18 protein-coding genes are annotated in these 19,891 nt (G+C 68.1%); 13 read left to right on the top strand and 5 right to left on the bottom strand.

The features are described from left to right. Positions 1–286: 286 nt before the first annotated feature. Positions 287–784: a hypothetical protein gene (locus tag QHF85_RS47565; RefSeq protein WP_281334179.1), complete on the top strand. Its 498-nt coding sequence runs from the start codon at positions 287–289 to the stop codon at positions 782–784. Between the two features lie 34 nt (positions 785–818). On the opposite strand, the gene QHF85_RS47560 is transcribed toward QHF85_RS47565, so the two are convergent. The 3 genes from QHF85_RS47560 to QHF85_RS47550 form a co-directional block, all read right to left on the bottom strand. Then, positions 819–1,283: a hypothetical protein gene (locus tag QHF85_RS47560; protein ID WP_281334178.1), complete on the bottom strand. Its 465-nt coding sequence runs from the start codon at positions 1,281–1,283 to the stop codon at positions 819–821. Positions 1,284–2,645: 1,362 nt separating this feature from the next. Beyond that, complete coding sequence (locus QHF85_RS47555) at positions 2,646–3,827, bottom strand: hypothetical protein (protein WP_281334177.1); 1,182 nt, start codon at positions 3,825–3,827, stop codon at positions 2,646–2,648. A 113-nt stretch (positions 3,828–3,940) separates the two neighbouring features. Then, on the bottom strand, positions 3,941–4,489 hold the full coding sequence (locus QHF85_RS47550) for a hypothetical protein (protein ID WP_281334176.1): 549 nt from the start codon (positions 4,487–4,489) through the stop codon (positions 3,941–3,943). A 65-nt stretch (positions 4,490–4,554) separates the two neighbouring features. On the opposite strand from QHF85_RS47550, the gene QHF85_RS47545 reads away from it, so the two are divergent. The 6 genes from QHF85_RS47545 (at position 4,555) to QHF85_RS47520 (ending at position 12,215) form a co-directional block, all read left to right on the top strand. Further along, positions 4,555–6,111 carry a right-handed parallel beta-helix repeat-containing protein gene (locus QHF85_RS47545; RefSeq protein WP_281334175.1) on the top strand — a complete coding sequence of 519 codons (1,557 nt, stop codon included), beginning with the start codon at positions 4,555–4,557 and terminating at the stop codon, positions 6,109–6,111. 300 nt (positions 6,112–6,411) lie between these two features. After that, positions 6,412–7,257 carry an alpha/beta hydrolase gene (locus tag QHF85_RS47540; RefSeq protein ID WP_281334174.1) on the top strand — a complete coding sequence of 282 codons (846 nt, stop codon included), beginning with the start codon at positions 6,412–6,414 and terminating at the stop codon, positions 7,255–7,257. A 201-nt stretch (positions 7,258–7,458) separates the two neighbouring features. Continuing rightward, the gene (locus tag QHF85_RS47535; protein WP_281334173.1) at positions 7,459–8,184 is read left to right on the top strand and encodes a dienelactone hydrolase family protein; all 726 of its coding nucleotides are present in this window, start codon (positions 7,459–7,461) and stop codon (positions 8,182–8,184) included. 57 nt (positions 8,185–8,241) lie between these two features. Further along, entirely contained in the window at positions 8,242–9,069 is an 828-nt protein-coding gene (locus tag QHF85_RS47530) for an alpha/beta hydrolase (protein ID WP_281334172.1), read from the top strand. A 194-nt stretch (positions 9,070–9,263) separates the two neighbouring features. Next, the gene (gene dps, locus QHF85_RS47525) at positions 9,264–9,740 is read left to right on the top strand and encodes a DNA starvation/stationary phase protection protein Dps (protein WP_281334171.1); all 477 of its coding nucleotides are present in this window, start codon (positions 9,264–9,266) and stop codon (positions 9,738–9,740) included. A gap of 1,041 nt (positions 9,741–10,781) precedes the next feature. Next, positions 10,782–12,215 carry a cytochrome B6 gene (locus tag QHF85_RS47520; RefSeq protein ID WP_348652824.1) on the top strand — a complete coding sequence of 478 codons (1,434 nt, stop codon included), beginning with the start codon at positions 10,782–10,784 and terminating at the stop codon, positions 12,213–12,215. On the opposite strand, the gene ribA is transcribed toward QHF85_RS47520, so the two are convergent. After that, positions 12,199–12,978: a GTP cyclohydrolase II gene (ribA, locus tag QHF85_RS47515; protein WP_281334169.1), complete on the bottom strand. Its 780-nt coding sequence runs from the start codon at positions 12,976–12,978 to the stop codon at positions 12,199–12,201. The genes QHF85_RS47520 and ribA overlap by 17 nt on opposite strands. A gap of 104 nt (positions 12,979–13,082) precedes the next feature. Between ribA and QHF85_RS47510 the strand changes: the two genes are divergently transcribed. Continuing rightward, complete coding sequence (locus QHF85_RS47510; RefSeq protein WP_281334168.1) at positions 13,083–14,201, top strand: penicillin-binding transpeptidase domain-containing protein; 1,119 nt, start codon at positions 13,083–13,085, stop codon at positions 14,199–14,201. Between the two features lie 3 nt (positions 14,202–14,204). Here QHF85_RS47510 and QHF85_RS47505 read toward each other — a convergent pair whose 3' ends face one another. Then, positions 14,205–14,843, bottom strand: coding sequence for a hypothetical protein (locus tag QHF85_RS47505; protein ID WP_281334167.1), 639 nt, complete (start codon positions 14,841–14,843; stop codon positions 14,205–14,207). A 359-nt stretch (positions 14,844–15,202) separates the two neighbouring features. On the opposite strand from QHF85_RS47505, the gene QHF85_RS47500 reads away from it, so the two are divergent. From QHF85_RS47500 to QHF85_RS47480, 5 genes are all read left to right on the top strand, one after another. Further along, a complete protein-coding gene (locus QHF85_RS47500; RefSeq protein ID WP_281334166.1) occupies positions 15,203–16,774 on the top strand; it encodes a hypothetical protein in 1,572 nt (523 codons plus the stop codon). Positions 16,775–16,788: 14 nt separating this feature from the next. Then, entirely contained in the window at positions 16,789–17,955 is a 1,167-nt protein-coding gene (locus QHF85_RS47495; RefSeq protein ID WP_281334165.1) for a rhomboid family intramembrane serine protease, read from the top strand. A 58-nt stretch (positions 17,956–18,013) separates the two neighbouring features. Beyond that, on the top strand, positions 18,014–18,598 hold the full coding sequence (locus QHF85_RS47490) for a 2-hydroxychromene-2-carboxylate isomerase (protein ID WP_281334164.1): 585 nt from the start codon (positions 18,014–18,016) through the stop codon (positions 18,596–18,598). Continuing rightward, positions 18,598–19,557: an alpha/beta hydrolase gene (locus QHF85_RS47485; RefSeq protein ID WP_281334163.1), complete on the top strand. Its 960-nt coding sequence runs from the start codon at positions 18,598–18,600 to the stop codon at positions 19,555–19,557. The genes QHF85_RS47490 and QHF85_RS47485 overlap by 1 nt, the downstream gene beginning before the upstream one ends. Positions 19,558–19,683: 126 nt before the next feature. After that, positions 19,684–19,891: hypothetical protein (locus QHF85_RS47480; RefSeq protein WP_281334162.1), on the top strand; the 208-nt coding region annotated here is incomplete at its 3' end.

Below are 19,891 nucleotides of genomic sequence, written 5' to 3'. Positions count from 1 at the left end.
GCTGCCGTCTTGCTTGGCAGGGTCGCTCGTGGTCTTGACCCCGGCTGTTCGATGAACTGCGCGGAGCGCAGTTCATCGACCCTCAGTCCAGCGCGGGCGCTGGTCCAGGTCCAGGAGCGGATAGCTCCTGGTGGGGCCTGGGGCAAAGCCCCAGCGAGGCGCCGTCGACGCGGGAAGATGGCCTCGCGGGATCGAAAAGATGCCGTCCCCGATGGACGTCCGGCCGTCCGGGCTCGACGATGAGATTGCCCGCCTGGGTCCGGTCCCGGGCGCATAGGGGGTCATCATGAACGTGAACAGGGGCATCGTCGTCGGCTTTGCGTTGCTCGCCCTCAGCGGGGCGTCGCGGGTTTCCGCGGAAGAATCCGTGCGCGAGGAATCCCTGGAGCTGCTCACGGAACCGGTGCAGCCGCAGGTCAGGGTCGCGGTCTCCACATCCATCGCGGTCGCCATCTCCGCGCTCGGGGAAGCGCGGGCGGCAGCCACTTCGGCCGCCGTCGCCGGGCCAGGCGTGTCGGCGATCAGCCAGTCGCTGGCGCAGGCACAGAGCGTGCTCGGGGACGCTCTGGCCGTCTCTCGGTCGAGCTCCTTCAGCCGGGGCAACGCAGCGGCCATCGCGGAGTCGATGAGCGATGCCTACACCGTCATCGGCGACGCCGTGGCGGTCGCCAATTCCTCGGCGATCACGCGCGGCGGTCCGGCGCTTGCCCGGTCACTGTCGCGGGCGCAGACCACCATCGGTAATGCCGTCGCGGTCTCCAATTCCGTCGCCGTCAGCGGCTGAGAGGTGAGATCCTCCACGTGGCCTGAGGGGGCGGTCATTCTCGGCTGGCATGCCTCAGCTTGTCCGTGAGCTCTTTGACCGCCGCGAGCTCGCAGCTGTGCAGAACAATCTGGACCCAGACCGGTAGCATCATGAAGTGATCGGCGTAAAACAGCTTCTTGTCCTGCATCGGGCGGCCGCTGAAAAAGAGCGTGATCCGGTCGGCATCCCCGATGTTCAGGCCAGCTCGTGCTCCTGCCTGCTCCGATTGCGAAGCCTCGGCGAGCAGAGGACGAACCTTTTTCTTGACCGCCTCCACGGTGTCGGTGCCGGAGACGAACGTACCATCCACCCGGATCGTCGTGAGCATCTCGCCCTGCAGTTCACGAAGGGTCTTCGCCTCCAAGTTGACGCGAAACACTTCGAACGTGATGGACGAGCCATGTTCGTCGAGCATCTGCCTCTCCTTCTCGAAGTAGGCTTTGACGGCGTCGTGCCCCGTGATCGTCGTGCCATCCACGATGTTCGTGATCTGAACTCCATCATACCGTGGCTCCGACGACGAATCCGTTGATGGGCTATCTGCGGGATCTGCGCTCGCGGACGGAGGAGACGCGCTCGGCGCTCCTTCCTTTCGTCCACCGCTCAGCCACGCGCGCAGCTTGTCAAGAATGCCCATGGTCTCCAGCCCTCCATGCTGCCGGTGTCAAACTCTCGCCTCGCGGCCCCCATCGGTGTTTATGGACACACGAGCGCTGCTGTGCGTCCCCCGTCAAGTACTTTGGAGTCCTGGCACACCAGCATGCCGGCGCCTCGAGCGCGACCTGCGCCAGAGCGACGGCACGCGCAGGCCCCGAAGGAGCGCGAGCAGGAAGAGGCCCCATGATGATGCATGTGAGGCAAGACACCGCAGGTAGGGGGACGGGGCAACGTTCCACCGAACCGACCTCCGACCCGACGCGCGCCGATCCCGAAAGGTCGAGACGCCCGGAGATGGGTCCCCACCGAAAAAACGGTTCCGTTTTTCGTCGTCCGCCCCTTCCGCGCCCAAAAAACGGTTCCGTTTTTTGTCGTCCGCCCCTTCCCCGCCCAAAAAACGGAACCGCAAACAGCACCGGGTCGCCTCCGTCGCGGACCGCGCCCCTGCTCGGCACGCCGTGGATCGGTCCTGACCGTTCTCTCGGACCCGCGCGTCGGGCAGCGATGGCTTCCTGACGGATCCGCGGACGTCTCCGGCACGGACGAAGGGTCCGCGGGCGATTCAGGGAGCCGATGTTTCGTGGAGGAAGGGTCGAAGGCGAGCTGGGCAGCCCGGGAAACGTCGCAGGAGGGTCGAAGTGGCTCATTCCTCGCCGCTTCCGCTTTGCGCCTCGCAGCATTGGTTTCAGTTGGGGAGGACCAGCGCTGGGGCGTTGCCCCAGGCCCCACCCGGGGCTGTCCGCCCCGGGACCCGGACCAGCGCCCGCGCTGGACCGAGGGTCGATGAACTGCGCGATGCGCAGTTCATCGAACAGCCGAGTCAAGACCAGCGACGACGCTGCCAGCCAAGACAGCGGCGCTGACGGCTCAACTGGCGATGCGGTACCGCCGGCCTGTGGGACGAACTGCGCAGCGCGCAGTTCGTCCCCAAGAGGTCCAGGGCTGGCCCTGCAACGAGGGGGCGGACAGCTCAAAAACTCTCCCCGCATCGACTGCGCTTCGCGCAGTCGATGCTCAGAGGTCCAGGGCTGGCCCTGCAAAGAGGGGGCGGACAGCTTTAAAAACTCTCCCCGCATCGACTGCGCTTCGCGCAGTCGATGCTCAGAGGTCCAGGGCTGGCCCTGGTTCGGGTCGAGGGGCGAACAGCCCCCGCGGGGCCCGGGGCAGAGCCCCGGCGAAACGGCTACGGCTCGCGAAGACGCTTCAGAACCTCCGCCGTTTCGGCTGCCACGCGCGCGCTGATGCTCGGAACGAGTTTTTCGTGGCGAACGCGATGATAACCGAAGGCAATCGTGTTGGACGCATTGCCCATCAATTCGGGCGGCGCTTCGACTGTGACGTCGATGCCTGCGGGCGGCTGATACTTTTCCGGCGTGTCGAACAGGACGCCGCGCTTTTCCGCCCAGCGGTGGGCCGCGTCGGCGAGATGGCACGAGCCGCAATCGTTCGTAGCGGAGCTCGTTTTTTCGGGATGCTCGTTCTCGAGCACGGCGTCGCGCGCGGCGAGGACTTCCGGCGTGCTCGTGCCGGCCGAAAGCGCGTCGGTCTTCAGCAGCGCGCTGAAGTTTTTGGCAGGCGCGGGGGTCAGCGTGCCGTTCGGATCGTCGAGGTCGTCCTGCTGCGCCTGCCGCAGCCAGCTTTGCGAGAGCGTGCCGGCTGGAAGGCCGGGGAGGTCGACCTTTTCGAAGGCGGCGCCCTTCCGGACGAAGCGTGCAAAGCTCCAGTTGTCGAATGCAAAGTGGTTGACCGTGAAGCTCACGAGCGACGCCTCGGTGGCATGATGCACGATGATGTCGTGGAGCTCTTCGGCGAACGCCGAGCCGATTCCGGCTGCGGCGAGCCCTGGATGAACGCGGAGGCGGCCGCTGGTCGATACTGGCGCGTGCGTGCGCCAGGTCGCGAGGTCGGAGATGAGCGCCGCGAGCTGCGCTTCGTCGAGCTCGTAAATGAGGTGAAGCGCGGCATCGTCGAGCCCGACGACGAGCGTCTCGGCGCTCAGTCGAAGCTCGGGGACGCATGGCCCGGACGCGCGCGGCGCGCACGGATCGACGCGGGCTGCGATGACCGCGAGCGTCGTATTTGCTCCTCCGGGGAGATCGGCGTGGAGATCCGGCATCACATCACGTGCGGCGGACGGGATCCCGGGCCCGCGCTCGCCGGCGGCGGGATAGATCTTCAAATACCCCGGCGGAAGCTCGCCGTTCTCCGGGGCCGGCCAGAGGATCGAGATGTCGCTCGGCGAGAGGTCTCCGGGCATTGCAGGGGGGGACGGGTCCGGCTTCGGAGCGTCCACGTCGGGCGCGCCGCACGCCGCGAGAACGGCGCTCGCGAGAATGCCGGCGGTGCCGAGAGCGCGTGCGGACATGCCGACGAACACAGAAGAGAAGCGAATATCCATACCCGCCTGTGTGCCACGACCCGGCCAAACGTGACAAGCGAATCTCGCCGGCGCGACCTGGGGTGCGAGCCGTGAACGCGTCAGTCAGGCTCCGCCACGCCGAAGTAGTGCGCGAGGAAGGCGCCGAAGCTATCGTATTTGAACCAGAATTCGTAGCGCTTGTGGCAGCCGAGGATCGGATATTCGCCGCTGCGATCGGCGCGGTGGAAGAGCAGGATGTGGTCCTGGTCCGCCGGGGGGAGCTCGATGGCGAGCGCGTCCGCCATCTCGGGGGCGGGCAGGAGGTCGATCCAGGCCTGGACCACCTGCTCGTCCGTCATCGGATAGGGGTCTTCGTAGCCCTCGGGCAGTGCGCTCGAGGCCGCTTTCGCCCAGCCCATGAGGATGTCGCGCAAGGGCCGCGCCGCGAGCCGCGGCGGCGCGCCGGTCACGAGGTCGAACCACGTCGCGTCGAAGGCGAGCCAGGTCGAGAGGCTCGGCGGCAGCGGACGGCCGTCGGGCAGCGTGAGCGACGCCAGCGCCGAGGCGTCGAGCGGCTTCGGATCGTGGTGCTTGTGGAACCAGCCCGTGCCGCGCCCGCCATTGCGGCGAAGAAACGCGACGACTTCGTCCGTCTTGTCATGGCTCATCTTTTCGTGCTCCTCTGTTATGGATCCGGGCCGCAGCGCTCCGCGTAGGAGGATCCATGCGTCAATTGCAAACTCGTGCTTTCAGCTTCGTTGCCTCTACCACGATCCTCCTGCTTGCGGCGAGTGCACATGCAGCCGAATTCTACGTCGATCCGGCAAACGGCTCGCCGGACGGCGACGGCAGCGCGGCCAAACCCTGGCAGTCGCTCGAGCAGCTCATCGCTGACGGCGCCTTCGGCACCACCATCAAGGCCGGAGACACGGTCTGGCTTCGATCGGGCTACCACGGCGCCCCCGTTTTCAAGGGCGGCGACTACACCCCGGCCATCACGATCGCCGCCGCGCCGGGCGAGAAGCCGACGGCCGCCTCCGTCGCCTTCAAGGGCGCCAAGGGCTGGACCCTGCGCGGCCTCTCCATCAGCCCGTCGCACGCCCCCGCGCCCGCTGTGGGGGACATCGTCCTCATCGACCCTTCGAGCGCGCGTGTCACCGTCGAGGACAACGAAATCTTCAGCGTGGCCGACAGCTCGTCGTGGGGCCCGGACGAGTGGATCAACGCGGCCAGCAGCGGCATTTTCGTGCGCGGCGAAGGGTCTGTCGCCCGCAACAACAGCCTGACGAACGTCCGCTTTGGCATCAGCGTCGACGGCAAGGGGGCGCTCGTCGAGAAGAACCGCATCGTCAACTTCTCCGCCGACGGCCTGCGCGGCCTCGGAGACGACGGCGTCTTTCAGTACAACCTGATCAAGAACGTGTACGTCAGCCAGGAGGACGGCGATGCAAACCACGACGACGGGTTCCAGAGCTGGTCCGTCGGCGCGAACGGCGTCGGCACGGGCGCCGTCAAGAACGTCACGCTTCGCGGCAACGTCTTCATCAACCGCGAAGATCCCAACCAGAAGCTGACGAACTCCATGCAGGGAATCGGCTGCTTCGACGGGTTTTTCGAAGGCTGGGTGGTGGAGAACAACGTGGTGGTCACCGACCACTGGCACGGCATCAGCTTCTACGGGATGCGCAATTCACGCATCGTCAACAACACGGTCATCGACGTGAACGACGAAAGCCCCGGGCCGCCGTGGATCAAGGTCACGGCCCACAAGGACGGCACGGCGAGCCAGGACGTCGTCGTGCGCAACAACCTGTCCACGGATTTTCAGCTCGAAGGCACGAACGTCACCGACGATCACAACACCAAGCTCACGGATCTCGCGGCCTTCTTCGTCGCACCCGCGAGCTTCGATCTCCACCTCTTGCCGGGATCCCCCGCGGTCGACACCGGCAGCCCAGAAATGGCGCCCGCGCTCGATATCGAGGGGATCCCGCGTCCGCAGGGAGCGGGCGTCGATCTCGGCGCCTACGAGTGGCACGAGCCGGACGTCGGCCCTGTCGACGGCGGCATCGGCGGTAACGGCGGAGAAGGCGGCGCAGGCGCGTCGACGACGGGCACCGGCGGACAAGGCGGCTCGGGCGGAGACGAGACGGGCACGCCGGGCGCGAATGGCGGATGCGGGTGCGCCATTGACGAGGGCCGTGCTCCGCGCCCGCTCTGGGCGCTCGTCGGCCTCGCCGTCGGTTTCGCTTGGCGGCGACGTGGTCGCGGGAAAAAGCGGCTCGTTTGACACGACGCCGGCGCCCCAGGTGTGGAGGCGCCTCGTTGTACCTTTGGAAGCAACTCCGTCCGCATGGGCATGGTTTGGCTTGCCCGATCCCGCTCGACCGGGGGGACATGGGCGACAAGGTGTGCGTGGCGCAGGATGAGCGGTGCTGGCGCAACGCGGCGCATGTCCAACCCCTACCCTCCTCCTTTTCCTGCCGAGCTGTACGAGATCGTCCGAACGGAGGGGCATGGCACCCACCTTTGGTGGGGTTTCCTTCGCCGACGATTCCGTCCATAACCCGCGCTCCTGAGCGCGTGAGCAATGCGAGAGCCGGAAGGGACGTTCGAGATGAAGGAAGAGACGTTCGAGGGTAAAGGTGGGCTGAAGATTTTCATGCGATCGTGGCGGCCGGGGACGCCGCGCGCCGTGGTGGTGCTGGTCCACGGCTTCAAGGCCCACAGCGGCCTGTACGAGTGGACGGCGGAGCAGCTCGTCGAGCATGGGTTTTCGGTGTTCGCGCTCGACCACCGCGGGCATGGGCGCTCGGAGGGCGAGCGGCTCTACGTCGACAAGTTCAGCGACTACGTGGAGGACGTGCACACGCTCGTCCGCCTGGCCAAATCGCGGGAGCCCGGGCTTCCGGTGTTCCTGCTCGGGCACAGCGCCGGCGGCGTGATTTCGAGCATCTACACGCTCGAGCACGGCGAGGAGCTCGCGGGATTCATCTGCGAGAGCTTCGCGCACGAGGTGCCCGCGCCGGATTTCGCGCTGGCGATCCTCAAGGGCCTCAGCCACATCGTGCCGCACGCCCACGTCCTGAAGCTCAACGACGACGACTTCTCGCGTGACAAGAGCTTCGTCGAGCAGATGAAGAACGACCCGCTCATCGAGCGCGCGGGGTACCCGACGCAGACCGTGGCCGAAATGGTGCGCGCGGACGAGCGACTGAAGCGGGAATTCCCGCAGATCACGCTGCCAGTGCTGATCCTGCACGGCACCGAGGACCGGGTGACCGTGCCGCATGGCAGCCAGCTCTTCCACGAGAAGGCCGGATCGAAGGACAAGACCCTCAAGCTGTACGAGGGGCATTTCCACGATCTGCTGGCCGACGTCGGCAAGGAGGGCGTGCTGCGCGATATCGTCGAGTGGATGACGGCGCGGATGTAGCGCGCAGCTCACGTGGGCCGCCGCGCCGGGGCGCCGCCCCGGACCCCGCGGGGGCTATCCGCCCCTCGACCCGGACCAGGGCCAGCCCTGGACCTTGGATGGTAGAACTGCGCTTCGCGCAGTTCTTCCACAGGCCGGTGAGGAAACCGACCGATGTTTTAGCTGCCTTGCAACGCATATTCCGACCGGGGAAGCACGCAAATGACGACATCGACCTGGCATGACGATCCCGAACATGTGTTTCGCATCCGCTCAGCAGAGGGCAGCTTCGACGGCTACCTGGCGCGACCGGCAGCCGTGGCGGCACCGGCCATCGTCGTTCTGCATGAAGTCTTTGGCGTCAACGTGGACCTTCGTGCCACTTGCGACGAGCTTGCCGCGGCAGGATTCATCGCGATCTGCCCGGAACTGTTCTGGCGCCAGGGGGAGCCGCACGTGGACCTGTCCGTTCAATCGCAACCCGACTGGGAGAAGGGTCTGGCCCTTTACAAGGCGTTCGATATCGACGCTGGCGTGCGCGACGTCGAAGCGACGATAGCCGCGGCGCGCACGCTCACGGGAGCTACGGGACGCGTGGGTGTCATGGGGTTTTGCCTTGGCGGACTGCTCACGTTTCTCGCAGCGGCGCGCACGCGCGTGGACGCGGCGGTCGCCTTTCACGGTGGGCGTACCGAGGAGTTTCTCGGCGAAACGGCGGACATCGACGGACCCTTGCAGATGCACCTCGCCGAAGAGGACGAGTTCATCCCGAACAAAGCGCAGCGAGAAATCGCGGCGGCCCTCGCGGGAAACCCCAAGTTCGAGGTCTTCAGCTATCCGGGTTGCCGTCACGCGTTCTCGCGCCACGGCGGAATGCACTTCCATGCCGAAGCCGCGCGCCTCTCTCGTGCCCGCACGCTAGAGTTCTTCCACCGTGAACTGGCGTGACGCGCACGCGCACACGTTCAGATTCCAGCCATCCCATAAGACCGAGGAGTCCACAGCATGAGCTTCGTACGTACCCAAGACGGCACCGAGATTTTCTACAAGGACTGGGGCAGCGGTCAGCCGATCGTGTTCCACCATGGCTGGCCCTTGAGCAGCGATGACTGGGATGCGCAGCTCATGTTCTTCCTCTCGAAAGGGTTCCGCGTGATTGCGCACGATCGGCGCGGGCACGGACGGTCGTCCCAGACGTTCAGCGGCAACGACATGGATACGTACGCTGCCGACGTCGCCGCGCTGGCGGAACATCTGAATCTCCAGGATGCCGTCCACATCGGACACTCCACCGGCGGCGGCGAAGTGGCGCGGTATGTCGCGCAATACGGTGGCGGCGGGCGTGTCGCGAAAGCCGTGCTCATCGGAGCCGTGCCTCCGATCATGGTGAAGAGCGAGAAGAATCCTGGCGGGCTGCCCATCGAAGTGTTCGATGGATTCCGGGCTGCGCTCGTCGCCAACCGCGCGCAGTTCTATCGCGACGTGCCCTCGGGCCCGTTCTACGGCTTCAATCGGCCCGGTGCGACCGTGCTGCCGGGTGTGATCGACAACTGGTGGCGGCAGGGAATGATGGGCGGCATCAAGCCCCACTACGATTGCATCAAGGCGTTTTCCGAAACGGATTTCACCGAGGATCTGAAGAAGATCGAAGTCCCGACCCTCGTCATGCACGGCGACGACGATCAGATCGTTCCGATCGCGGACTCGGCGCTCTTGGCCATCAAGCTCCTCAAGCGCGGGACGCTGAAGGTCCACAAGGGCCTGGGTCACGGGTTGTGCACGATCAACGCGGACGTGGTCAACGCAGACCTGCTGGCGTTCATCCAGGGTTAGCAGGCTGTCGAGAAACGCAGCGAGCGCCCTGGAGCTAGGGAGGAGGACGCAGGAATACAGGCGTATTCCGAGGACGACGACCGACGATCCAGGGCGCGCAGCAAGTTTATCGACAGCCTGTTAGGGTCTCGTGCGTGCGGCACGCGGCCTACGATGCGTGCCGCACGCGCTGATCACTTGAAAGGACAGAAGCCATGTACCGCAGCCCGAGTCCCCTCTCCGAGCAGGCCCGCGCCGCCATCTCCGCCGCCCTCAACGAGCGCCTCGCGGATGGCCTGGACCTGCACAGTCAGATCAAGGTCGCCCACTGGAACATCAAGGGCCCGCAGTTCGCTGCGCTCCACCCGCTCTTCGAGACCTTCGCGGTGAGCCTGGCCAACCACAACGACTCGATCGCCGAGCGCGCGGTGACGCTGGGCGCCAAGGCGTACGGCACCGCCCGCCACGTGGCCAAGACGAGCCGCCTGCCGGACTACCCGCAGGAGACGTCGAAGGATCTGGAGCACGTGCGCCTGCTGGCCGAGCGCATCGAAGCCTACCTCACCGGCCTGCACGAGAGCCGCAAGGCCGTCGAGCAGCACCAGGACACGGACACGGTGGACCTGTTCACCGGCATCATCACCGAGTTCGAGAAGCACGCCTGGTTCCTGCGCGCCTCGCTCGAGGGCTGAGCCGGGGCGCCGGCGGGCTCTGACCGCTGGTCGATGGCGGCCGATGTGGCCATGAGCGGCCCGCTCGTGGCGGGTTATATTCCAACGCCCTCGCCCCATTCAGGTCGGATGGTGGGTTTCCCTCGACGAACCAATCCGAGCTTTTGCGATTGCCTTCGCGAGCAATGATCGGAAGCTTGCGCGTAAAAGATGAACCCGAAAGAATAGCGGCAGCATCGCGCGGCGTTCCACGTCGAATGTTCGTCCTCGACCGTGGCCGACCCGAGCTTCGGCTTTCTCCTCCCAGCTTCATGTTCCTGGCGGCGTTTGCGCCCGCGCTCTGCGTCCTCGTCGCATGTGGCGGCTTTCGCGAACCGACGTCGATGGGCGGTACGAATGCTCGCCCCGCCTCAACGCGTACCCGTGCACAGGGGGCGGCCGCTCCGCCGTCGGACGCTGGCACAGCTGACGCGGCAGAGGCAGAGTCCGCGCCCGCGGACCCCGACACCACGCCTCCCGAGAGGGAAAGCACCGAGGTCAACGTCCGAAACAACGACAGCGGTCGCCCCCTCACCGAGTCGCCCTGGACGATCATGCGCCTCATCCGCGCTCAGGCCGCGGAGATCGGACCCCACGAGGACCCCTGGTCGATGCGCAACATCCCCACGCGCGACCCGCGGCTCGCAGCCGTCGAGGAAAAACTTGGCTCCGGGCGCACATCGGTGGCTTCGCAGACACCTCGCTCGCGATACCGTTGCAACGAGCCCTGGCGACGAAACCCTGACCGCGGCCAGCCATTGCGAGCTTCAGGGAACGCCGCCGACGAGCCAGGCTTGGCTGGGTGATGCTCCCCCGCTTCCGCTTCCGCCCCCACTTCTCTCGCGCATCGGGAAATCCCGTGCACCTCCTCCTTCCGGTTTTCTGTTTTTCCCGATGCCGCTCCTGCTGCATCCGGCTTCCAATGGGAGCATTCGAACGCAGCAGGAGGATCCAATGCGGTTGTCTCATCCCTCCCTTGTCCTGGGGCTCATCATCGCCGCGGGCGCAGCTTGCTCGGCGGGGATGCCCGGACAAGCCATCGCCGAGCCGCAGGCCGGGCCGAAGCCCGGTGTCGCGGCGCAGGCGGCTTCGCCCGATACCACCCTCACCCTCGATCCGCGGATCGGCTTGCTCGCCCCGGGCGATTCGAAGACGAGCTACCTCCCGGTCGACATCAAGGAGCCGTTCGGGGAGATCATGAAGCGGCTCGCAGCCGAGAAGCCGGGCGTCATGCGCCGCCAGGCCGACCTGCTCGCCCAGCGGTACGACCTGGCCAATCGAAGCACGAAAGGCCTCACCATGTCCCGCGGAAAGCCGCAGCAGACCGGCGTCCGCGTCAAACTTCCCGCCGGGGTCACCTGGGGCGCCCTCGCCGGAATGACGCCCACCGAGATCAAGGACAAGAAGCTCTGGCCCGCGGGCTTTTTCCCCCTGCCCCACGCCAAGCAAGTCGAAGGCGGAATGGTCTTCCCGAAGGTCCACATCACGGAGATCAAGAAGCAGGAGGGCCGTGATCTCGAGCGGTTCGACGTGGAGTTCGACCTGCCCGAGCATTTCATTCCGGAGTTCCCGCCGCCCATCTACCTCACGACCCGGCCGGAGCTCGGCGACGTCTCGCGCGGGCAGCTCGTCACCACGCAGAATTTCTTCGAGCTTTTCAACGGCATCCTGAACCCGAAGCAGCTCGACGGGCTGCGACTGCTCGTCTCGCAATTCCCGCAGCAGCAGTTCAACCAGACCGAGGACCGCCGCTCCGCGAAGCCGTCCCTCGGCGTCTCCTGCTTCGAATGCCACGCGAACGGCCATACCAACGCCGGATTCCACCTCGTCGGCGACATCCGCCCGCAATCCCATCGGCGGCGCATCGACACGCCCACGCTGCGCGGCGTGAACCAGCAGCGCCTCTTCGGTTCGCAGCGCGCGCTCCGCAGCGTGGAGGATTTCACCGAGTTCGAGCAACGCGGCGCGTATTTCGACGGCGATACCGTCACCGCCCAGAAGAAGGGGGTGCACTTCGTCAATCGCGGCAGCGAGGTGCACGCGATGGCCGAGTTCCAGGAGCTGCTCGACTTCCCGCCCGCGCCGAAGCTCCGGATCATCGACCGGAAGCTCGATCCGAAGCTCGCGACGCCCGAGGAGCTGCGCGGCCAGGAGGTCTTTTTCGGCAAGGGGCAATGCGCCACGTGCCACCCGGCGCCCATCTACTCGGACAATTTCATGCACGATCTGCGGACCGAGCGCTTCTTCGCGCCCACGCTGATCAACGGGCGGCTCGCCATCGCCGACGGGGCCATCAAGACGTTCCCGCTGCGCGGCATCAAGGACTCGCCGCCCTATTTGCACGACGGACGGCTGCTCACGCTGGAGGACACGGTCGAGTTCTTCAACCTCGTCCTCGAGCTCAAGCTCTCCGATCAGGAGAAGAGCGACCTCGTCGCCTTCATGCGCGCGCTTTGACGTCCGTCTCCGCCGGGTCCTCCTCGGCGGGCCCGTCCATTCCGTCCACCATCACGGGATCACTCTGCTCGGCGAGGTGCGGCTTGCCCTCCATGTCGATGTAGTGGCCGCTGCGCTTCGCCTTCGTCTCGAGGTAAAATTTGTTGTAGTCGTTCGGCGGGATCACGTGCGGGATCCGCCCCGTGACCTTCACGCCGTATTGCTCGAGCTGGCTTATCTTGTTCGGGTTGTTCGTGATGAGCCGGACCGACTTCACCGTGAGGCTCTGCAGCATGTGCGCCGCCACCGCGTAGTCGCGCTCGTCGTCGCGGAAGCCGAGCGCGAGGTTCGCCTCCACCGTGTCGAGGCCCTGATCCTGGAGCCCATAGGCCCGGATCTTGTTGATGAGCCCGATCCCGCGGCCCTCCTGGCGCAAATACAGCACGATGCCGCGCTCCATCGACTGGATGCGCCGCAGGCCTTCGAGGAGCTGATCACGGCAATCGCAGCGGAGCGAGCCCATCACGTCGCCCGTCAGGCACTCCGAGTGCAGGCGCGTGGGCACGTCCTCGGCGCCCATCACGTCGCCGTGCACCATGGCGACGTGCTCCTTCGCGTCGCGGTTGTTCCAGAAGGCGACGATCTGGAAGCGGCCGACCCGCGTCGGCAGGTCCGCGACGCCCACCACCCGCACGCAGATCCCCGCCGGGCCGTAGCCGTCGCACGCGTGGACCCTGTCCCGCTCGACGAGATCGAGCAAGCCACCACGTCCGGCGTTCGTCATCGACCTTTCTCTCCTCCCACCACCCGCCTTGCGACTAGCAGGCCCGGGGGCCGTTGCCAAAAATCTTGGCCTACCGGCCCCGCTCGATCGATAGCCCCCCCGTGGTGTCCCCGATCCGCGCCCTCCTCGCGCCGGCCGCGCTCGCGTCCGTCCTCCTCGTCGGCTCGCTCGACGCGGAGGCCGCGTCGCTCGGCCTCCACCGTATCCGTGTCACGTCCGAGGCCGCCTACGGCGCCGTGGGTGGTCAGGCCAAACCCGTACGCCTGACGCTCGATCCGCGCCTGCAACGCGAGGCCGAGCGGCTGCTCGCGCGCTCGGGCGCGCCCGAGGCCGCGATTGTCGCCTCGGACGTGCGCACCGGGCGGATCCTCGTCTGGGCGAGCCGCGGCGACCGCGATTTCGTGGCCGAGCCGTACGCCCCGAGCGCGAGCCTGTTCAAGATCGTCACGGCCGCCGCGCTGCTCGACGGCGGCCACGCGAACGAAGGCACGGAGGCGTGCTGGTCGGGCGGCGAGCACGACATCACGCTGGCCGATCTCGACAGGCGCGGCGGCAGCGCTTGCACGCCGTTCGGCGAGGCCCTCGGCAAGAGCATCAACATGGTGTTCGCGCGGATGGCGAAGCGGCACCTCGACCCGGACGATCTGCGGCGCATGGCCACGTCGCTCGGGTTTTCCGGCGACGTGCCGATCGACGTGCCCGCCCACGCCGGGCGCGTCGAGATCCCGGCCGATCCGTTCGGCATGGCCCGCGCCGCGGCGGGCTTCTGGAATGGAAAGCTCTCGCCGCTCGGCGCGCTCTTCGCGATGCAGACGATCGCCAATGGCGGCGAGCGCGTGCGGCTCGTGCTCAAGGATCCCGGCGTGCCCGTCGCCCGCGTGGTCGAGCGTCGCGCCCTCGATCCGCGCGTCGCGCGCACGCTGAACCGCATGCTCCAGGTGACCACGAAGCGAGGCACGTGCGTGAAGGCGTTCCGCCACGCGGACGGGACGCGCGCCTTGCCTGGCATGGCCGTGGCCGCGAAGACGGGCACGCTCGTCGGCAAGAAGCCGGCGCGCATGTTCTCGTGGTTCGCCTCGTTCGCGCCCGCCGACAAACCCGAGATCGCGGTGGCCGTGATGCTGGCGAACGACATCACCTGGCGCACGAAGGCGAACATCGTCGGCCGGGAGCTGCTCGAAGCCTACTTCGCGGGGAGCCGCGACGAACGACGCGCGCGCTGAGCTTCAGGCGACGGCGGTGCAGGCGATCGTGAGGGTGAGGAAGTTCGCATTGCACTGCGCCTTCAGCCCGATCGTCGTGGCCGTGGCGAGGCAGAGCGTGTAGCCGGTGAGGGTGTGCCGCAGGCACCTGCGGTATTCCCTTTCGGACGCGGTGAGCGCGAGCGAGCTCGTGTCGGTGGTGTCGCGGACGGGAGGCGGGCGGGAGAGGAGTTCCTCCCCACCGCCACCCACGGCCTCCTGGACGGCTTGCCGCAGGTCCGACCCCGCGTCGTTCACGCGTTCCGCGGCAGCGCTGAGCGCCTCGAAATCGGAGGACGCGGCGCTCTTGAAGCTCACGAGCGCGTTGTAGAGATCCTGGGCAGCGCCCCGAATGTCGGAATCCGGGATATCGCTGATCGCGCCGGCCGAAGGCAGGGAGACCGACTGCGCGACCTCCGCCAACTCGCGCCATTCCTCCCTCGACGGCTGCGCGACGAGGTAGGCCGGGGCCGACGTCAGCTCGTCCTCGGTCGCGTCGGCGCTCACGGCGCAGCCCTGCCCAGCGAAAACGAGGCCTCCGACGAGGAGGAGCCCGAGCGAGAGCGCGGCGCGCCCCGTCCTCGGGGAGAGATTCGAGCGGGATGAACGTGTTCGTTTCGACATGGCGCCCCCCATCCCGCCTTCGTTCGCCCGCGCTCGCGGCGCGGGGCAAACGAAGACGGACCGCAATTTCCGTTGCACGCACGAGCGGCGGACCATCCACCGCGTTCGTCATGGTCAAGATTGAGCCCGCGGGGCCTTGGTCAATCAGGGCCGCGCCGAGGGCGCCCACCCGATGACGTACGCCGGGGCAAAGTCGCGGAAGGCGCCTGGCGGCGGGTCCTGTGACATCGTTTACAGTTTTGGGGGACCGGGAGCGGCGCGTGGGGCAGGAGCCCCGGGCAAACGATCGTCCAAAAAGGACCACGAGCCCTCTGTCCGGGCATCGTCTCGCGGGCGCGGGGGCGCTAGACTCGTGCCGCGTGCACGCCAGTCAACTCCCCCTCTCGCACGAGGCCACGGCCCTCGCCGTCTCCGCCGACGGCAAGCGACTCGCGGCGTCGGCGATCGGCAACGGACGCACGGTCGTCTACGATCTGCGCGTCGGCCGAACGCTCTTCCGGTTCGGCGTGGGCGCGACGGGGCTCGCGCTCTCGCCCGACGGCGGGCGCCTCGTCACGGCGTGGTCGGACGACATGCGCGCGCCGCCGAGCGCAGCCCGTTCCGCCCTCGACGCGCGCGTGGAGGCCGACGAGCCGGTGCACACGGTGCAGGTCTTCGACCTCGTCACCGGTCGATGCTTGACGCCCGAGCCGTGGCGCGGCGAGGCGCCGATCGCGCTCTCGCCCGACGGCAAGCTGCTCGCGGTCACGGCCGATCGCCTCACGAGCGCGGTGCTCGTCTACCGGCTCGCGGATGGAGCGCTGCTCCACGAGCTCGCGTATCCGCACCGGCGAAGGCTGCGCAGCCTCGCGTGGAGCCCCGACGGGCAGCTGCTCACGGCCGCGACGGGCGCGACGCCGGTCGTGCACTGGTCCGTCGACGATTTTCAGCAAATGCGCCCCGAGGGCGTGCGTGAGCACGACGCGGCCGTGGCGTTCTCGCCCGATGGAAAGCTCGTCGCGGCGGCGGGGCCGGACAGCCGGATCCGCCTGTTCGAGCCAGGCCACGCGGGCGAGCCGCGCGCGGTGCTCGCGGTGAAGAACGGCCTCACGTTGCTGCGCGGCGTCGCGGCGCTCGAGTTCTCGCCGGACGGCGCGCTCGTCACGGCGCTCGGCCGGACCCGCGCGACGCAGGTCTTCAGCGTGGCCCTCGCGCGCCCGCTCTGGACGGCGAGCCCGGGCCCGATGGCGTTCTTGCCGAGCGGCAAGACCCTGGCCGCGTGGTGGTGCGGCGCCGTGTGGCTGCGTGACGCCGAGAGCGGCGATCTCCGCGTGTCCACGGCCGACGAGACCGGCGACGACCCTCCCTCCGGGGCTCCGGTGAGCCGCACGGTCACGCTGCGCAGCCGCGAGTTCGAGGGACGGATTCCGACGCCCCCGCAGACGCTCCGGGTCATCCCCGCGGCGCAGAACAGCGCGGACGTTGCCCTGTCGAATGCGGCGGCGGCGGCGCTGCTCGCGCGCTTGTCGACGGGCTGGGCCGAGTCGAGCTACCGCACGGCGGCGAACCTGCTCGCGCGTGACGCCGACGGCCTCGGCGTGCGCCTGCCGCTGCGCGGCGGGTATGTGTACGTGCAGATCCGGACGAGCGGCGATCGGTACCGCATCCTGGTGGCGCTCACCGCGGACGAGCCCGATCACGACCCGCCGCCGTCGTCGAGCCTGGTGCGCCTCTCGCGCTGGATCCGCGATCGGCTGAGCGCCGAGGCGCGCCGCGTCGCCGCCGCCGATCGCGAGTGGGCCGCGGAGATCGCGCCCGATGCGCGCGAGGGGGACGTCACCATCGAGCGTGGCCCCGGCTCGCTCACCATCACGCTCGATCACGCGCCCCTGCCCTCGCTCGACGATCTCGAGGCCCTGATCCACGCCGCCGAGCTGAAGCTCGAGCCCTGAGCCCTCCCCGCGCCTTGAAGAAGCCGCCGCCTGTCTCCGAGTTCGTACGTTTCCCCGTCACCGCCGGCGTGGCGATGCTCGCCATTTTCGTCACGGTGCTCGACAAGTCGGGGCGCTCGATCCAGCAGCTCGTGATGAACGTGCGCGCGTTCGAGCGCGAGCCGTGGCGCCTCGTCACGAGCGCCTTGCCGCACGCCGACGCGCTGCACCTCATCTTCAACGTCGCCTGGCTCTGGACGCTCGGGACGATGCTGGAAGAGCGCTTCGGCTCGTTCCGCCTGCTCGGCTTCGTGCTCCTCTTCGCCGCGGGATCGGCGGCGGCCGAGTACGCGGCGTTCGTCGGCGGCATCGGCCTTTCCGGCGTCGTCTACGGGCTCTTTGGCCTCGCGTGGGTGCTCGATCGCGCGGACGCGCGCATGCGCGGCACCGTCGATGCGCGCACGACGCAGTTCTTCATCGGCTGGTTTTTCTTCTGCATCCTGACGACCGTCCTCGACATCTGGAACATCGCGAACGTGGCGCACGGCGTGGGCGCGCTGCTCGGCGTGCTCACGGGGCTCGTGATCACGGGGGGCCTCCGGAGCACGCGCCGGAGCATGTCCGTGCGCGCCGCTGCGGGCGTCGTGATCCTCGGCGTCCTCGCGGCATCCGGCGCGGGCGCGACCGTGCTGCGCCCGCGCGTCAACTTCGCGAAGGACGGCGGCGCGGACAGCGCGCGCCTCGCCTACGAGGCGTTCGAGGAGGGGAACTACGACGAGGCCGTCTCGCGGTACCAGAAGGCGCTCGCGGTGAGCCCGAAGAACGTGGGCTTCTGGTACAACCTCGGCATCGCGTACGCGCGGAAGGACGAGCTCGACGAAGCGACGCGCGCGTATGCGCAGGCCGTCGCGCTCGCGCCCGACGACGCCGGCATGAAGCGCACGCTCGTCGAGATGAAGCGCTACCGCGCTTACGCGGCGCAGAACGGCGGCAAGCTCGACGAAGCCATGCGGCTCTACGAAGACGTGCTCGTGCTCGCTGAAGACGACGCGCTTTCGCTCTTCAACCTGAGCCTCATCTACAGGCAGCTCGACCGCCACGAGGAGGCCGAAAAGCTCCGCGCGCGCGCGGCGATCCTCGACGCGCCCCCCTCCGGCGGCCCTGTAGAGCCGTCCCTCGACGTCGACGCCGGGGGCCCCTGAACGCTCCTTCTCCGCGCGCTCCATCGCCCCTACACTCGTGCCCTCCGGAGGCCGACCCTTGAAGACCGTCGAGTTCTTTTTCGACTTCTCGTCCCCGTACAGCTACCTCGCCGCCACGCAGCTCCCGGCCCTCGCGGCGCGCGCCGGCGCGACGATCGTGTATCGCCCGTTCGTGCTCTTCGCCGTCTTCAAGGCCGCGGGCAACGAGATGCCGGCCAAGATCCCCACGAAGGGCGCCTACCTCTTCAAGGACCTCGAGCGCTGGTCGCGGCACTACGGCGTGCCGTTCCGCTTCTCCAGCCACTTCCCCTCGAACACGATCAAGGCCATGCGCCTCGTCCACGTCGCCGCGGATCAAGGCAAGGCCGAGGCGCTCGCGCAGGCCGCCTTCCGCGCCATGTGGGCCGAGGATCGGGACCTCGCGAGCCCCGAGACGCTCGCCGATCTCGCGCGCGGCGTGGGCCTCGATCCCGAGGCCGCGCTCGCCGCGATCGAGACGCCGGAGATCAAGGATCGGCTCCGCGCGGACACCGACGAGGCCATCGCGCGCGGCGCGTTCGGCGCGCCCGCGATCTTCGTCGGGGACGAGCTCTTCTGGGGCAACGATCGGCTCCACTTCGTCGAGGAAGCGCTGAAGGGCTGATGGCGCTCCGTCCTTTCGAACGGCTCCCCTACGAAGAGCTCCCCGCGCTGCCGCGCATCCCGCACGGCTACCACCGCGCCGAGGCGCGCCGCGTGCAAGTGCCCTCGCGCATCTTCGGCGACGTCGGCGTGCACGTCCGTGTCGTGGGATCGGGGCCGCCGCTCCTGCTCGTGCACGGGCTCATGACGTCGAGTTATTCGTTTCGGTACGTGCTCGAGCCGCTCGGCCGGTTCTTCCGCGTCTACGCGCCCGATCTGCCCGGCTCCGGCCGATCCGACAAACCGACGCGCGCGGACTTCTCGGCGCCGAGCTTCGGCACGTTCCTCGCTGAGCTCCAGCAGGCGCTCGGCATCCGGGGCTCGGCCGTCATGGGCAATTCGCTCGGCGGGTACGTGGCGATGCACCTCGCCTTGCAGGATCCGGCGGCCGTCTCGCGCCTCGTCGTGAACCACGCGCCGGGCACGCCGGAGCCCAGGTACGTGGCGCTGCGGGCCCTGCTTTCGACCGCCGCGGGCCGCGCGCTCCTCCGGTACCTCGTGCAGCGCGATCCGCGCCGCTGGGTGTACCGGAACGTCCATTACCACGACGAACGGCTCAAATCGCGCGAGGAGCTCGACGAGTACGGCGCGCCGCTCGCCACCGACGCGGGGCTCGCGTGCTTCACGAAATCGCTGCACGAGACGCTCGCGCCCGCGGGCTTCCGCGCCTTCGTGGACGAGCTCGGCCGCACGCCCTTCCCCGTGCCGCTGCTCTTCGTGTACGCGCGGAAGGATCCCATGGTGCCCCCCCGCGTCGGGGAAGCCCTCCACCGCCTCGCGCGGGGCTCGGAGCTGCGATACCTCGACGGCACGTCGCATTTCTCCCACGTCGACTCGCCCGATCGGATGGTCGAGACCGTCCTGCCCTTCCTCCGCGCCGGCGAGGACCCCGAGACCGCGGGCGCCTCGCTCGGCGGCTGACGCATTTTTTCCCTTCGCCATTCCCTGGGTGGCCGGCGCCCGATCTCCGCGGCGAAAACCGTGTACGATTCGACGCGCGCGTTTCGTTTGCGCACAAACCATGTCAAGGTGAAGGGAGGCGTTCGGATGAAATCGTCGTGGTCTGTCCTGGGGTTTGTCCTGGCGGGCGTGTCGCTCGGTATCCTCGGCTGCGGCAGCGAGGTGAATGGTGGCGCGGGCGGCTCCGGCGGCGCGGGCGGCTCCGGCGCGGGCAGCAGCGCGTCGAGCGGCGGCTCGGGCGGCGCGGGCGGCGCGGGCGGAGGAATGGTCGGCACGGGCGGCGCGAGCGGCGCGG

Origin of the sequence: Polyangium sp. 6x1 (assembly GCF_029946515.1) — a bacterium.
GTDB lineage: Bacteria > Myxococcota_A > Polyangia > Polyangiales > Polyangiaceae > Polyangium.
The sequence above is the reverse complement of the archived record's forward strand: the minus strand, read 5'-3'. Positions and strand labels throughout refer to the sequence as shown.

What these genes read in the sequence shown, in the direction of transcription:
- dps (WP_281334171.1), top strand. Translation starts at nt 9,264, where the DNA reads ATGTACCGCAGCCCGAGTCCCCTCTCCGAGCAGGCCCGCGCCGCCATC.
- QHF85_RS47565 (WP_281334179.1), top strand. Translation starts at nt 287, where the DNA reads ATGAACGTGAACAGGGGCATCGTCGTCGGCTTTGCGTTGCTCGCCCTC.
- QHF85_RS47535 (WP_281334173.1), top strand. Translation starts at nt 7,459, where the DNA reads ATGACGACATCGACCTGGCATGACGATCCCGAACATGTGTTTCGCATC.
- QHF85_RS47485 (WP_281334163.1), top strand. Translation starts at nt 18,598, where the DNA reads ATGGCGCTCCGTCCTTTCGAACGGCTCCCCTACGAAGAGCTCCCCGCG.
- QHF85_RS47555 (WP_281334177.1), bottom strand. Translation starts at nt 3,827, where the DNA reads ATGTCCGCACGCGCTCTCGGCACCGCCGGCATTCTCGCGAGCGCCGTT.
- ribA (WP_281334169.1), bottom strand. Translation starts at nt 12,978, where the DNA reads ATGACGAACGCCGGACGTGGTGGCTTGCTCGATCTCGTCGAGCGGGAC.
- QHF85_RS47505 (WP_281334167.1), bottom strand. Translation starts at nt 14,843, where the DNA reads ATGTCGAAACGAACACGTTCATCCCGCTCGAATCTCTCCCCGAGGACG.
- QHF85_RS47520 (WP_348652824.1), top strand. Translation starts at nt 10,782, where the DNA reads ATGCCCGGACAAGCCATCGCCGAGCCGCAGGCCGGGCCGAAGCCCGGT.
- QHF85_RS47540 (WP_281334174.1), top strand. Translation starts at nt 6,412, where the DNA reads ATGCGAGAGCCGGAAGGGACGTTCGAGATGAAGGAAGAGACGTTCGAG.
- QHF85_RS47530 (WP_281334172.1), top strand. Translation starts at nt 8,242, where the DNA reads ATGAGCTTCGTACGTACCCAAGACGGCACCGAGATTTTCTACAAGGAC.
- QHF85_RS47550 (WP_281334176.1), bottom strand. Translation starts at nt 4,489, where the DNA reads ATGAGCCATGACAAGACGGACGAAGTCGTCGCGTTTCTTCGCCGCAAT.